The sequence below is a fragment of the Glutamicibacter sp. NPDC127525 genome, from assembly GCF_042672105.1.
In the GTDB taxonomy this organism is placed as follows: domain Bacteria; phylum Actinomycetota; class Actinomycetes; order Actinomycetales; family Micrococcaceae; genus Glutamicibacter.
Genome location: NZ_JBHXVN010000001.1, coordinates 446691 through 459500 on the forward strand (window position 1 = coordinate 446691; position 12810 = coordinate 459500).

At 66.2% G+C, this 12810-nt stretch carries 15 protein-coding genes; 2 read left to right on the plus strand and 13 right to left on the minus strand.

Features of this window, described 5'->3' with window-relative positions; all coding sequences use genetic code 11:
- Positions 1 to 123: 123 nt before the first annotated feature.
- The 8 genes from ACFVHU_RS02025 to ACFVHU_RS02060 form a co-directional block, all read right to left on the minus strand.
- Positions 124 to 1050 (minus strand): urease accessory protein UreD, encoded by a 927-nt coding sequence (locus ACFVHU_RS02025; RefSeq protein ID WP_286134328.1) that lies wholly within the window; start codon positions 1048 to 1050, stop codon positions 124 to 126.
- A complete protein-coding gene (ureG, locus tag ACFVHU_RS02030; RefSeq protein WP_105658515.1) occupies positions 1011 to 1622 on the minus strand; it encodes an urease accessory protein UreG in 612 nt (203 codons plus the stop codon). Before ureG ends, ACFVHU_RS02025 begins: the two co-directional genes overlap by 40 nt.
- Positions 1623 to 1666: 44 nt before the next feature.
- Positions 1667 to 2362, minus strand: coding sequence for an urease accessory protein UreF (locus tag ACFVHU_RS02035; protein ID WP_388022171.1), 696 nt, complete (start codon positions 2360 to 2362; stop codon positions 1667 to 1669).
- Complete coding sequence (gene ureE, locus ACFVHU_RS02040) at positions 2343 to 2813, minus strand: urease accessory protein UreE (RefSeq protein WP_388022173.1); 471 nt, start codon at positions 2811 to 2813, stop codon at positions 2343 to 2345. Before ureE ends, ACFVHU_RS02035 begins: the two co-directional genes overlap by 20 nt.
- 27 nt (positions 2814 to 2840) lie before the next feature.
- A complete protein-coding gene (gene ureC, locus ACFVHU_RS02045) occupies positions 2841 to 4553 on the minus strand; it encodes an urease subunit alpha (RefSeq protein ID WP_332488784.1) in 1713 nt (570 codons plus the stop codon).
- Positions 4554 to 4555: 2 nt separating this feature from the next.
- On the minus strand, positions 4556 to 5116 hold the full coding sequence (locus tag ACFVHU_RS02050) for an urease subunit beta (RefSeq protein ID WP_388022175.1): 561 nt from the start codon (positions 5114 to 5116) through the stop codon (positions 4556 to 4558).
- A 27-nt stretch (positions 5117 to 5143) separates the two neighbouring features.
- Positions 5144 to 5446 (minus strand): urease subunit gamma, encoded by a 303-nt coding sequence (locus ACFVHU_RS02055; protein ID WP_105658537.1) that lies wholly within the window; start codon positions 5444 to 5446, stop codon positions 5144 to 5146.
- A 376-nt stretch (positions 5447 to 5822) separates the two neighbouring features.
- A complete protein-coding gene (locus tag ACFVHU_RS02060; protein WP_105658536.1) occupies positions 5823 to 7547 on the minus strand; it encodes an FAD-dependent oxidoreductase in 1725 nt (574 codons plus the stop codon).
- A 78-nt stretch (positions 7548 to 7625) separates the two neighbouring features.
- Between ACFVHU_RS02060 and ACFVHU_RS02065 the strand changes: the two genes are divergently transcribed.
- Positions 7626 to 8546 carry a LysR family transcriptional regulator gene (locus tag ACFVHU_RS02065; protein ID WP_105661412.1) on the plus strand — a complete coding sequence of 307 codons (921 nt, stop codon included), beginning with the start codon at positions 7626 to 7628 and terminating at the stop codon, positions 8544 to 8546.
- Here the strand turns inward: ACFVHU_RS02065 and ACFVHU_RS02070 are convergent.
- The 5 genes from ACFVHU_RS02070 to ACFVHU_RS02090 form a co-directional block, all read right to left on the minus strand.
- A complete protein-coding gene (locus ACFVHU_RS02070; RefSeq protein WP_105661413.1) occupies positions 8530 to 9156 on the minus strand; it encodes a pentapeptide repeat-containing protein in 627 nt (208 codons plus the stop codon). The two genes, ACFVHU_RS02065 and ACFVHU_RS02070, sit on opposite strands and share 17 nt — an antisense overlap.
- Positions 9157 to 9165: 9 nt before the next feature.
- Positions 9166 to 10164, minus strand: a complete 999-nt coding sequence (locus tag ACFVHU_RS02075; protein WP_105661414.1) for an epimerase — start codon at positions 10162 to 10164, stop codon at positions 9166 to 9168.
- Between the two features lie 10 nt (positions 10165 to 10174).
- On the minus strand, positions 10175 to 11050 hold the full coding sequence (locus ACFVHU_RS02080) for a VOC family protein (protein ID WP_105661415.1): 876 nt from the start codon (positions 11048 to 11050) through the stop codon (positions 10175 to 10177).
- 75 nt (positions 11051 to 11125) lie between these two features.
- Positions 11126 to 11362, minus strand: coding sequence for a hypothetical protein (locus ACFVHU_RS02085; RefSeq protein ID WP_388022179.1), 237 nt, complete (start codon positions 11360 to 11362; stop codon positions 11126 to 11128).
- A gap of 3 nt (positions 11363 to 11365) precedes the next feature.
- Positions 11366 to 11974, minus strand: coding sequence for an SDR family NAD(P)-dependent oxidoreductase (locus ACFVHU_RS02090; RefSeq protein WP_388022181.1), 609 nt, complete (start codon positions 11972 to 11974; stop codon positions 11366 to 11368).
- Positions 11975 to 12082: 108 nt separating this feature from the next.
- On the opposite strand from ACFVHU_RS02090, the gene ACFVHU_RS02095 reads away from it, so the two are divergent.
- Positions 12083 to 12616, plus strand: a complete 534-nt coding sequence (locus ACFVHU_RS02095) for an Lrp/AsnC family transcriptional regulator (protein WP_286172087.1) — start codon at positions 12083 to 12085, stop codon at positions 12614 to 12616.
- The last annotated feature ends 194 nt before the right edge of the window (positions 12617 to 12810 follow it).

Genomic DNA, 12810 nt, shown 5'->3' on the forward strand with positions numbered 1-12810 from the left:
CGGCATTTATTGGCGATTTGTGCCGGCGCACCGCCGCCCTGTGACCTCGCCGGGATGCGAAACGGCCGCCGGGATCCCCTGCGGGAGGAACGTCGGCGGCCGTTGGATCTATTCCGGAACAGGCTAGTACTTGCGCAGGTTCACCGGCTGCTGTCCGCGCAGCTCGATGCGCAGCTGGTTCACGAGGGCGTGCAGCACCGCATTCGCCGATTCCGTGGAGCCTCCCAAGGTGCGTACCGCAAGACCGGGCACCGGGGCCTGGGAAATGCCCACAGAAATTCCGTCGCGCTGCTGCCCGGCGATCTCGTAGGCCAGTTCGCGCAGGCGAGCGACCATTGCCGCGTCGATGCGCGGGTCGATGGCCAGCAGCATGCCCACGTGGGTGGATTCCTGCAAGTACAGCAGCGAGTCGATGGAATCCTTGCCCGGCTTCACCCACAGGTTATCCAGCGCCCCGAGCCGCCCGTCCAGGTGGACCTCGGTGCGCAGGCGCAGCTGCTCGTAGCTGAACCGGCTGCCGTCCGGGCTCCAGCCCGGGGTGAGGACCTCGCACAGCACCAGCGAGGCATCGGCGGCCATGTGCACCTCGGTGCGCTGGAAGTAGCTGGCGTCCTTATAGGCGATCAGCTGGTCCGGCAGGTATTCGAGCACCGCGCCGGGTTCCAGCCTGATGCGCATGTCCTGCTGCGCCGGGCCCTGCGGGGTGCGGTAGACCTTGGTGGCGGACTGGGTGGTCAGCAGCAGGCTGCTGCCCTCGGCCACACGGATCTCGATGCCGTACTTGTCGGCGCCCAGGTAGCCGCCGCCGGGGTTCACGATGGTGTAGCAGACCTGGGCGGTGTCATCGAGGTAATGCGGGCGCAGCACGCGCAGCGCCCCCTGGTGGTATTGCCGCAGCGCGATGTCCTTCCCGGCCCGCGAGCCGACGTGCAGCCGCAGCTCGCCGACCAGGCCATCCGGGAACGGACTGGGCTCCAGCCCGGAGCCCAAGCCCGGGCTCGAAGCGGCCACTACGCCAGGTCCGTCATCAGCACGTCGTGCTTCAGCCACGCGATGACCTTCTCCAGCCCCTCGTCGGTCTTCAGGTTGGTGAAGCAGAAGGGCTTGTCCCCGCGGAACTGCTTGGAATCCGACTCCATCACCGACAAATCCGCCCCCACATACGGGGCGAGGTCGGTCTTGTTGATGATGAACAAATCGGACTTGATCATGCCCTGCCCGGCCTTGCGCGGGATCTTCTCGCCCTGGGCCACATCGATGATGTAGATGGAGAAGTCCACCAGCTCCGGGGAGAACGTGGCCGAGAGATTGTCCCCGCCGGATTCGACGAAGATTACCTGCAGGTCAGGGTGCTTGGCTTTCAGCTCCTCGATAGCCGCGGCGTTCATCGAGGTGTCCTCGCGGATCGCGGTGTGCGGGCAGCCGCCGGTCTCGATGCCGACAATCCGATCCAGCGGCAGCACGCCGTTGGCGGCCAGGATCTTGGCATCCTCGATGGTGTAGATGTCGTTGGTGATCGCTGCCATGGAGATCTCGTGCTCCAAGGCGCGGGTGATGCGTTCGATCAGCTGGGTCTTGCCGGCACCAACCGGTCCGCCGATGCCAATCTTGATGGGTTCCATGGGTACTTCCTCGAATCTGTTGGGGCCGCAGGTGCGCGGCGGGGTCAGGACATGAACATGCGGGCGCGCTGGTGCTCGTGGCGCATCTGGGCGATTTCCAGCCCGGGCGCCGCGGCACCCAGATCCATCTCCTCCAGGGTGAAGATCGCCGCGACGGCGTCCGCCACCGGTTCGTGCATCGCCCGGATCACCCGCTGGCCGGCGTCCTGGCCCAGCGGGATGGCGCGGATCGCATTCTGCGTCAGGCTGGTCACCGTGGAGAACAAGTAGCTGCCCAGCGCGTCGGCCACCGGGGCGCCGGCCCCGCGGGCACCCAGGGCGAAGGCGATGGCCGGGTGCCCGGCGCACTGCCCGCTGCGCACGCTGCGCGCATAGGCCGTCACGTCCCCGGTGGGGAACGCCGAGTTGGCCACGGCGAGCATCCGCGCGCCCATCTTGGTGGCCGCCTCGCGCAGCTGGCGCGGCAGGGCCGAGGCATGGATCAGCGCGTCGAGCTGCGCGATCCGCTCCTGGTCCGGCGCCTCATAGGCCAGGCGCAGCAGCAGCCCGTCGGTATAGGCCAGGGCCTGGGACAGGAACTGGTGCAGCCACGTCGCGAAGCTGGCCTCGTCGTGCACCTGCCCGGACTCCAGGTAGCTCTCCATGCCGAAGGAGTGGCTGAACGCGCCGGTGGGCAGCGCCGAGTCCGATAGCTGGAGCAGCGTGAGCAGGTGCCGGGCGCTAGTGGGTGTGCTCGGCATGGCGGAAGGGCACGGGCATAACCCGTTCCTGGCGCTGGTAGGGCGCGTCGTGGTGCTTGAGGAAGTCCTCGACGGTGTGGTCGTACTGCACCACCATCACCTCGGCACCGTACTCCGAGCCGGCGCCGAAGAACTGCGCCTGCAGGTGCCGGTTGCCCAGCGCGTGGGCGACCGCTCCCATCTCCAGCACCGTGCGCGGGGCGATGACCAGCACGTCGGTAGGCAGCACCGACACGCTGATCACTTCGGTGTCCGAGAGGAACAGGATGTCCCCGTCGCGCAGGTCCGGGCCCGGGGCCAGGCGCAGGCCCAGCTCCCGCCCGTGGTCGGTTTTCACGCGCTGGATGCGCTTGACCAGCTCGGCGCTGGGCAGCACGACCTTTTCGTGGTGCCGCCCGGCCAGCTGCTCGGGCTGCTCGTGGAGGTTGCCCACGAGTTCGTCGATAATCATCTATCTCCTTGGTGGTTGGCGGGCCGGCTAGAACAGGAAGTAGCGCTGGGCCATGGGCAGCTCGTCCGAGGGCTCGCAGGTGGCCAGTTCCCCGTCGACGAATACCTCGTAGGTCTGCGCATCCACCTGGATATCCGGGGTGGCTCCGTTGTGCTTCAGATCGGACTTCACCAAATCGCGGATGCCGTGGCAGGGGCGGATCACCTTGCGCAGGCGCAGGCGCTCGGGGATGCCCTCTTCGATCGCTGCCTTGGACAGGAAGGTGATCGAGGAGGCGTGGACCGCGCTGCCCAGGGCACCGAAGTTCAGCCGCAGCGTGCGCGGCTGCGGGGTCGGGATCGAGCCGTTGGAATCGCCCATCAGCGACTGGACGATCAGCCCGCCCTTGATCACCATTTCCGGCTTGACGCCGAAGAAGGCCGGATCCCAAAGTACCAGGTCGGCAAATTTGCCTTCCTCGACGCTGCCGATGGAGTCGGCGATGCCGTGGGCGATGGCCGGGTTGATGGTGTACTTGGCGACATAGCGCTTCAGCCGCTGGTTATCGCCGATCTCCGGGTCGCCTTCCAGCTTGCCGCGCTGGCGCTTCATCGCGTCGGCCACCTGCCAGGTGCGCAGCACCACTTCGCCCACGCGGCCCATGGCCTGCGAGTCAGAGGAGGTGATGGAGAAGACCCCCATGTCGTGCAGCACGTCCTCGGCGGCGATGGTCTCGGGGCGGATCCGCGAATCGGCGAAGGCCACGTCCTCGGGGATGTCCGGGTTCAGGTGGTGGGCCACCATGAGCATGTCCAGGTGCTCGTCCACGGTGTTCGTGGTGAACGGCAGGGTCGGATTGGTCGAGGCCGGCATCACATTGGGCAGCGCGGCCATGCGGATGATATCCGGGGCGTGCCCGCCACCGGCGCCTTCGGTGTGGAAGGTGTGGATCACCCGGCCGGCGATCGCTTCGATGGTGTCCTCCACGAAGCCGCATTCGTTCAGCGTATCGGCGTGGATGGCCACCTGCACGTCGAACTCGTCGGCGACCTTCAGCGAGTTGTCGATGGACGAGGTGGTCGCACCCCAGTCCTCGTGGATCTTCAGGCCGATCGCGCCGGCGCGGATCTGCTCGGCCAGCGGTGCGCGGTCGCTGGCGTGCCCCTTGCCCAGCAGCCCGATGTTGATCGGCAGGTTCTCCACCGCCTGCAGCATCCTTGCGATGTGCCATGGGCCCGGGGTGAGGCTGGTTGCCTTGGACGCGTCCGAAGGACCGGCGCCGCCGCCGATCAGCGTGGTAGTGCCGTTGGCCAAGGCGACTGGCACCTGGTCCGGGGAAACGAAGTGGATGTGCGTGTCGATCGCTCCGGCGGTGAGGATCTTGTGCTCCCCGGCGATCACGTCGGTGGACGCGCCGATGACGATATCCACCCCGTCGGAGATGTCCGGGTTGCCGGCCTTGCCGATCTTGAAGATATGCCCGTCGCGCAGGGCGACATCGGCCTTGTAGATGCCGGTGTAGTCCAGCACCACCACATTGGTGATCACCGTGTCGGGCACATCCTGGTCGCGGGTGACGCGGCCGTTCTGCCCCATGCCGTCGCGGATGACCTTGCCGCCGCCGAAGACCACTTCTTCGCCGTAGGTGGTGTAGTCGTGCTCGATCTCGGCCAGCAGCTCGGTATCCGCCAAGCGGATGGCATCCCCCGTGGTCGGCCCGTACATTTCCGAGTACTGCTTGCGGGTCAGCTCGAAGCCCATGCCTAGTTCTCCTGCTCTTCGTCGGCGGCCGAGGACTTGCCGGCGTTTTCCGCCTCTGCTGCAAGCCGTGCCTCATGCGGCTGCGGCGGGAGATTCTCGTCGACCGGGTCCACGCCGAAGGTGGTGCCCAGCCCGGAGGCCGCATCGCCCTGGTTGGGAAGGTCGATGCTGTAGTCTTCGACGACCTCGGCCTCGCGCTCGGCATCGATGCCTGCGGTGCCGCCGATCGCTTCCGTTTCAACGGCCGGGACCGGCAGGCCCAGCGGCCCGTTGATCCGGTCCTGGAAGCCGTGCACCTCGCGGGCTCCGGAGAATTCTACCAGGTGGACGGTGCGTGCATCGCCCGGCTCGAAGCGCACTGCGGTGCCGGCGGGAATATCGAGCCGGAATCCGCGCGCGGCCACTCGATCGAACTCCAGCTGCGAATTGACTTCGGCGAAATGGTAATGCGAGCCGACCTGCACCGGCCGGTCCCCGCGGTTCACCAGGTTCAGGATGCGGGTTTGCTGCTGTGCATTGCAGGCGATGGGTTCATCGCGCAGGATGTATTCTCCCGGGATCATGATCTGTGCCTTTCTGCGCAGAGGGAACTAGCGAATGGGGTTGTGGACGGTGACCAGCTTGGTCCCGTCGAGGAAGGTCGCTTCGACCTGGACTTGGTCCACCATTTCCGCAATGCCATCCATGACGTCTTCGCGGCGGAGGATCGTGGTCCCGTAGCTCATCAATTCAGCCACGGTCCGTCCGTCGCGGGCCCCTTCGATCAATTCGTAGGTGATGACCGCGACGGCCTCCGGGAAGTTCAGCTTCAGTCCACGCGCCTGTCGTCGGCGTGCCAGATCGGCGGCGACGACGATCATCAGCTTCTCTTGCTCCCTCGGCGTTAAATGCATCGACAATTCCCCGTTCAAGAGTGTTTAAGAGTGTCCACCAAGATCGCTGAATTCCGGTCAGAAAACGCCGTAACAGCTGTGGATATGGCTAGAATAGCAGACCTTCGGAAAAGGTTTTTTCGACCCGGAATCCATCCATAAAACAACCATTGACAAAATTTATCCACCCAAGTCAAAGAAGTTTTCACGGAAAACAACCCGAACCTCTCCAGCGCGTCGAAAAGCCACGACTTTCCATTCCAGCACAATGCAACGTTCCCCGGGGATTTAATTCCGGATTCCCTGCCTGTTTCCAGCCATGGCTCCGGCAGGAAACTGCTCCCGCTCGGTCCTCCAGGGCGACCGGGAGCAGTTTCCATGCACCGGGCCCGATGCGTCATTCCACGAGCTTGCCTGCCTGCGATACCTCGGTGATCAGCGCGGCCACTTCCGCGGGCACTTCGGGGATCGGCTCACGGGTGATGCCCTCAGGCGACCAGATGAGGTTCACCTGCAGCTGCGGATCGGTGTGCGGATAGTCGCTGCGGTTATGGCAGCCGCGGGTTTCCCGGCGCTCCAGCGCCGACTCCAAGGTGGCGCGCGCGGCCAGAGCCGAGGACTTCAGGTCGAAGGCGTGGCACAGGTCCTGGTAGCCGGCGATGTCCGGGTGGATGCCCACCCGCGCCATCCGCGCTTCGACCTCTGCCAGTTTCTCCAGCCCCAGCTTCAGCCCCGCCTCCTCGCGCACGACTCCGGCGTGCTGGGTCATGATGTCGCGGATCGCCCGCTGCAGGGACCGGACATTTTCCTGCCCATCGGCGGCCAGCAGCCGGTCCACTTCCCCGCGCGCCTTCTCGATGGCCGCCTGCGAACGCGGCTGGGAAGTGAGCGCACGCGAATACCGGGCAGCTCCCTGCCCGACGATCCGGCCGAAGACCAGCAGCTCGATCAGCGAGTTGCCGCCCAGCCGGTTGGCCCCGTGCAGGCCCGAGGAGGCTTCACCGATCGCGTACAGGCCGGGGACCGCCGTCTCATGGGTGAGCGGGTCCACCTGCACCCCGCCCATGGAATAGTGCGCCGTCGGGGCGATCTCGATCTTCTGCTCGGTAATGTCCAGCATCTGCTCCTCGAGCAGCGTCTGGTAGACCCGGGGCAGCCGTTCCATGATGGTGGCGCGGGGCAGGTGCGAGACATCCAGCCAGACCCCGCCCTTGGCGGTGCCGCGCCCGGCGGCGATCTCGGTGTAGGCGGCCAGGGCGACCCGGTCGCGGGTGGACAATTCCATGCGCTGGGGATCGTAGCGCTCCATGAAGCGTTCGCCCAGGGCGTTGGTCAGGATCCCGCCTTCGCCGCGGGCCGCCTCGGAGACCAGAGTCCCGGCCACCGATTCGGGTTCGATGATGCCCGAGGGGTGGAATTGTACGAGCTCGGCATCGCGCAGCCGGGCACCGGCCTCCACGGCCAGGCGGAAGGCGTCGCCGGTGTTCTCGTCGCGCCGCGAGCTGCTGCGCCGCCAGATGCGGGTGTGGCCGCCGGCGGCCAGGATGACCGCGTCGGCATGGATCAGGTACCCGGTGCCGTCGTTGACGTCGAAGCCGTAGGCGCCGAAGATCCGCCCCTCGGCGACCAGCAGCTCGGTGATATAGACCGAGTCCAGGATCGGGACCTGCAGCTGCTGCGCACGGCGGACCAGGGTGCGCTGGATTTCCAGCCCGGTGTAGTCCCCGGCGAAGGCGGTGCGCCGGAATTTGTGGGCACCGAAGAAGCGCTGGGAGATCCGGCCGTCGGTTTCGCGGGCGAAGTTCATGCCGTAGCGTTCCAGGTCCTCGATGCCGCGGGCCGCGCCTTGGGCGACCACCTGCACGGTGCGCGGATCGGCCAGGTAGTAGCTTTCCTTGATGGTGTCCGCCGCGTGCTGCTGCCAGCTGTCCTCGGCGTCCATCGTGCCCAGTGCGGCGTTGATGCCGCCGGCGGCCAGCGCGGTGTGCGCGTCGTGGCGCGGGCGCTTGCCCACGGCCAGCACGTCGGTGCCCGATTCTGCCAGCTCGATGGCCGCGCGCAAGCCTGAACCACCGGTGCCGATGACCAGTACGGAGGTGGATATCTGCTGTTCGTTTCTCATGGTTTCCAGCATCGCCCCGCGCCCAGAATACGTCCAATGAATTATTGGCATGATGTTGATAGCAGTAGGCTATGCACCATGAACCTAGAGCAATTGCGCGGCTTCACCGCCATCGCCGAAGTGGGGCACTTCACCCGGGCCGCCGAGCAGCTGCACCTGGCCCAGCCATCGCTCAGCCGGCAGATCGCCACGCTGGAACAGGAACTGGGCTCCGAGCTGTTCCACCGGGCCCGCGGCAACATCACGCTTACCGCCGCCGGGCAGGCATTGCTGCCCCGTGCGCGCCGGATGCTGGCCGACGAGGAGTCCATCCGCACCGAAATGGCCGACCTGGCCGGGCTGCATCGCGGGCGGGTGCGCCTGGGCGCCCCGCCTACCCTGTGCGTGTCGCTGGTCGCCGAGGCGCTGTCCATCTTCCGCACCTACTACCCCGGGGTGCAACTGCAGATTTTCGAAGCGGGCTCGCACAAGCTGCTGGAGCAGCTGGACGGCGGCGCACTGGATCTGGCGCTCATCGTGACCTCGGAGCATGCGGTGAACGACAACCATCTGGAGAACCTGCCGCTGCTCGAAGAGGAATTGGTGGTCATCGACGCACTGGAGCACCCGCACCTAGCTGGCCAGGAGCTTGATTTGCGCGCGTTGGCTCCGGTGCCCCAGCTGGCCTTCTCGCACAGCTACGATCTGCGCGCCAGCACCGCCCTGGCCTACAAGAACGCCGGCCTGGTGCCCAATATCGTCGTGGAAGGCGGGGAGATGGACGCGGTGCTGCGCTTCGTGCAGCGCGGGCTCGGAGTCGCCGTGGTTCCGGCGACGGTGGCGCTGGACGCTCCGGGAGTGCGCTCCATTGCCTTGCGCGAACCGCTGGCCCGCACCATCGGGCTGGCGCACCGGCGCGATGTCTCATTGACCCGAGCCGCCGCGGCCATGGCGCAGCTGCTGGCCGAAACCGCGCAGCAGCTGGCCGCCGGCCACGGGCAAATCAACTCCCTAGCTTGATCCCCAGGTGGCTGGCCATCGCCTCGGCGAGCAGGCTCAGCTGCAGCGCACTGATCCGTGCCCCGCGCAACCCGTCGACCCCCTCAACCTGGGCGAAGTCCAGCCCCTGCAGGTCGACCTCGCGCAATTGCGCCCCGGCAGCGGTAATTTGCCCGGCCCGCGAATCGACGAAGCCCAGGCGCTGGATCTGCCCGCCCAGGTCGATCTCCTCGAATTGGCAATTGACGAAGAGCACATCGCGCACCGTTGCACCGCGCAAATTCAGCCAGCCGAATTTGCAGTTCTCGAATACCACGCCATCGAGCTGGGCCTCGGCGAAATCCGCAGACCCGAAGCGGCTGTGGGTCACCCGCACATCGTTGAGGAACGCACCAGCGGCTTGCAGGGCGGGAGCCCCGGATTGGTCCAGTTCGCACTGGATCAGCCGGGCATTGCGCAAGGCCTCGATCTGCACGGAGCTGAAACGGCATTCCTCCAGCCGCGCGCCATCGGCCGCCAGCGGCTCATCGAAATCCCTGAAGTGCAGCAGTTCAACGTAGTCGTCGCCCAGATCCCCACGGTAGCCAGGGGCCAGTTCGGGCAGGGTGAAGCGTCGGATTCTCGGTGCCAATGCGCGTCCTTAAAGTGCTTGCTTCGCAGCCAGGTTCCCGGCCACGTCATCCAGTGCCGCATCCAGGTGCGGCCAGCGGAACTCGTACCCGGTCCCCTGCAGCACCCCGGGCAGCGCCCAGCGGGACTTGAGCAGCATTTCCGGTTCCACTCGCAGCACGAACATGGCCGGCTCCAGCATCCAACGATACGCGGGCAGCCCGAATTTCGCGCCGGTGGCGCGGCGCAGCGAGGCCATCAGCGCCCGGTTGGCAACCGGGTTCGGCGAGCTGAGGTTGACCGGGCCGGTGATTTCGCGGTGGTCGATGATATGCCCGATCGCGCCGATCGCATCATCGACATGGATCCAGCTGAAGCGCTGGTTCCCGCGCGTGCGGTGCCAGCCGCTGCGTTCGGCTCCGCTCGGATCCGGGCCGATGCCGCGGTAGCGCCGATGCGCCGGCCACCAGCTATCATGCTGCGCCCCGCCCAGCCCGAGCCGTGCAACGGCAAGCAGCTTGCGCGTGGCCGGGCCGTCGCCGAGCACGATGGCCATGCGCAGGGCGACCCGGCGCGTGGGCAGCTCGCCGCGGAAGAACTCGCGTTCCCAGTTGCGCGCCACATCCACCGAGAACCCTTCGCCGATCCGGCCGTCCTCGGTGTTCGGCGCGTCCATGCTGTGCCGGTAGATGGTCGCGGTGGACGCGTTCAGCCAAAGCGCCGGCGGATCAGCTGCCTGGGACACTGCCTCGTGCAGCGCGCGGGTCGTGTCCACGCGCGAGGCGAGGATCTCGTTGCGCGCCGCTTCGTGATAGCGGCAGCCGACATTCTTCCCGGCCAGATTGACCAGCAGTTCTGCACCATCGATGAGTGCCGCCAGCGCCGGGCCATCGCCCCACTGCGCATCCGCTGTACGGCCGCGGCCGATGACCGCCACCTGGTATCCAGCCCCGCGCAGCTGCGCGATCAGCCGTTCGCCAATGAACCCGCTGGCTCCTGCCACTACCGCCCGCCGTGCAGCGCTCTGCATCGTTCCCCGCTCAGAAGTCGTTGATCACCAGTTTCTTCATCTTCAGCATATGCTCGAATGCGCCGGGTCGCTCCATCAGCTCGCCCATGTTCGAGGGCACGATCTGCCAGCTCACCCCGAATTTGTCGGTCAGCCAGCCGCAGGCCTCGGCTTCAGGCACCGCGGACAGCGCCTCCCAGACGCGGTCGATCTCCGCCTGGCCATCGCATGGCCATTCCAGCGAGACGCCGGGAGTGAAGGTGAAGTCCTGCGGCACGGCCGAATCCATGGCCGCAACGCAATCCTCGCCGAGCGTGAATTGGGCGTACATCAGCGCTTCAGCGGTAGCGGCTTCGGTCGGCTCCCCGTACGGGAAGGCGCTGTCCAGTTTCGCGCCGAGCACCTGGCTGTAGTACTCGATGGCCTCGACCGCGCGGTTCTGGGCCGCACCGCCGAACATCAGCGCAGGAAAGACCGAGGCGCGCGGCTCAACGGGCTCATCGGACTCCATCAGCTGCCAGGAGACACCGTACTTGTCGTTCACCCAGCCGTAGCGCGCGCTGAACGGGTAGGTGTCCAGCGGCATCAGCGCCGTGCCGCCCTCCAGCAGCGCGGCCCAGGTGGCATCGAGGGACTCGCGCTGGCCGGCGTTGAAGACCACGATGATCGAGATCGCCGGATTGGGCATGAATTCCTGGCCCGCGTTGATCAGCGTGATCTTGGTTCCCCGCACCCACAGCGAAACGGTCAGCGCCTTGCCGGCGAAGGGTTCCTGGAATTCCAGCAGGCCCTCGGTGGGATAGCGCGATTCGACTTCGGTTTTTGCCTCCGGCAGGGCGCGGGCATAGAATTCCCCCGCTTCCTCTGCAGTGCCTTGCATCCATAAATTGACGGTGAGCTTTTGCATGACGGTCCTCCTAGCTGGGCGATGCTCCAAAGCTACCCCGCAGGGCCCTCCAGCAACAGATGGGCCAGCGAACTTTCAGCCCCGATTCATCTGCTCGTCCCGCGTTGTTCGCCCGGTGAACTCGTCCATCGAGCGGTATACGCCGATAACCTTGCCGGCCACGAAATCCCAGGCCGGCCGCGGCAGCACGCCGCGCAGCAGCTGGCCCAGCTTGCTGGTCCACGGCATCAGCACCAGCGGCGTGCCGGCAAGCATCGCCCGCCACGCCCGGTCCACCACGACTTCCGGCTCCAGGATCGGGGTCAGCAGCATCGGCTAGGCGCCCGCGAACATGCCGGTGCTGATATAGGTCGGGCAAATGGTGCTCACGGCGATCTGGTCGTTGCCTTCCAGCTCCAGCCGCAGCGAATCGCTGAAGGACAGGGCCGCAGCCTTGGAGGCCGCGTAGACGCTCATATTCGGGTTGGACACCAGCGCGGCCGCCGAGGCGATGGTCAGCACCCGGCCCTTGCCCCGTCGGCCCAGCTGCGGAAGCAGGGCGTGGGTCAAGTACATCGGGGCGAGCGCGTTCACCTGCATGGCCGCGGTGATCTGCGCGGTGCTGTGCTTCGCGAAGGAGGTGCCGGTGACCACCCCGGCGTTGTTGACCAGCACGTCGATTCCCCCGCCCTCCACCGCCGTGGCGGCGTAGCGCTGGATTTGGCTCTGGTCGGCAAGGTCCACCACATGGGTCTCGACAGTGCCGCCGAGCTGGCGCAGCTCCTCGGCAGCCGCGTCGAGCTTGGCCGCGTCGATGTCCCAGATGACCACCCGTGCCGCGCCCTCGAGGCAAGCCTGCCTGGCGAAAAGCAAACCCATGCCCTGCGCGGCCCCGGTGACAAGGACGTGCAAACCGGCTACCGACTGGAGAGGTGTCTTGCCCATCAGTGAACTCCTTGAGGATCAGTATGGCAACAGCCTAGCCTGTGGCGCGGATTACACTTGGCTCATTTTCATCGAGCGCGCCCAGCAAACACCGCTAGCCTTGGATCATTGGACCGACTCGTCGAAAGGACGACCGTGCGCATTGACCGCCTGGACGCGGATTTGATCGAACTGCTCACCGAATCGCCGATGCTTCCGGTGATGGAGTGCGCCCGGCGCTTGGGTGTTGCCCGCGGCACGATCAGCAGCCGGCTGGCCCGGCTCCACGAGGCCGGCGTCATCCAGGGCATCGTCCCGCGGGTCAAGCCTGCGGGGTTCGGGTACACGCTGGTCGCGTTCTGCCAGGTGGAGATCATCCAGCGCTACGGGCACGATCCGGTCGCGAGCGCATTGGAGGAATCCATCCCGGAAATCCTCGACATGTACACCGTGACCGGCAGTTCGGACTTGCAGCTGCGCGTTGTGGCCCGGACCCCCGAGGACCTGCAGGCGATTTTCAACCGCATCAACAAGGTGCCGGGTGTGGCAAGGACCTCATCCTCCTTCGCCCTGCACGAGCATTTCCAGGGAAGGACACTGCCACTGGTCGCAGCGTGCGCTAGGGCCGAGGCAGAAGTGGAAAACACTGGGCAGATTGACTAGTAAAATGGGTTGATTGGCGGCGATTGCTATGCAGCCTGCATAGAAACAGGGTTTGCGATTGCGCCGGCAGATTCATTCAACCTACAGTCGATGCTTGTGAATCGCGACACGCGAGGATATGAGCAGGGCCACCGCTGACCACGCACCACGGCTTTGTCATACGAACGATTGCCAACCTCGTGCAGCTCTGGCAG

Excerpts from the sequence above, each read along its gene's own strand:
- ureG (WP_105658515.1), bottom strand. The coding sequence starts at position 1,622 with ATGGAACCCATCAAGATTGGCATCGGCGGACCGGTTGGTGCCGGCAAG.
- ACFVHU_RS02035 (WP_388022171.1), bottom strand. The coding sequence starts at position 2,362 with ATGCCGAGCACACCCACTAGCGCCCGGCACCTGCTCACGCTGCTCCAG.
- ureE (WP_388022173.1), bottom strand. The coding sequence starts at position 2,813 with ATGATTATCGACGAACTCGTGGGCAACCTCCACGAGCAGCCCGAGCAG.
- ureC (WP_332488784.1), bottom strand. The coding sequence starts at position 4,553 with ATGGGCTTCGAGCTGACCCGCAAGCAGTACTCGGAAATGTACGGGCCG.
- ACFVHU_RS02050 (WP_388022175.1), bottom strand. The coding sequence starts at position 5,116 with ATGATCCCGGGAGAATACATCCTGCGCGATGAACCCATCGCCTGCAAT.
- ACFVHU_RS02055 (WP_105658537.1), bottom strand. The coding sequence starts at position 5,446 with ATGCATTTAACGCCGAGGGAGCAAGAGAAGCTGATGATCGTCGTCGCC.
- ACFVHU_RS02060 (WP_105658536.1), bottom strand. The coding sequence starts at position 7,547 with ATGAGAAACGAACAGCAGATATCCACCTCCGTACTGGTCATCGGCACC.
- ACFVHU_RS02065 (WP_105661412.1), top strand. The coding sequence starts at position 7,626 with ATGAACCTAGAGCAATTGCGCGGCTTCACCGCCATCGCCGAAGTGGGG.
- ACFVHU_RS02075 (WP_105661414.1), bottom strand. The coding sequence starts at position 10,164 with ATGCAGAGCGCTGCACGGCGGGCGGTAGTGGCAGGAGCCAGCGGGTTC.
- ACFVHU_RS02080 (WP_105661415.1), bottom strand. The coding sequence starts at position 11,050 with ATGCAAAAGCTCACCGTCAATTTATGGATGCAAGGCACTGCAGAGGAA.
- ACFVHU_RS02085 (WP_388022179.1), bottom strand. The coding sequence starts at position 11,362 with ATGCTGCTGACCCCGATCCTGGAGCCGGAAGTCGTGGTGGACCGGGCG.
- ACFVHU_RS02090 (WP_388022181.1), bottom strand. The coding sequence starts at position 11,974 with ATGGGCAAGACACCTCTCCAGTCGGTAGCCGGTTTGCACGTCCTTGTC.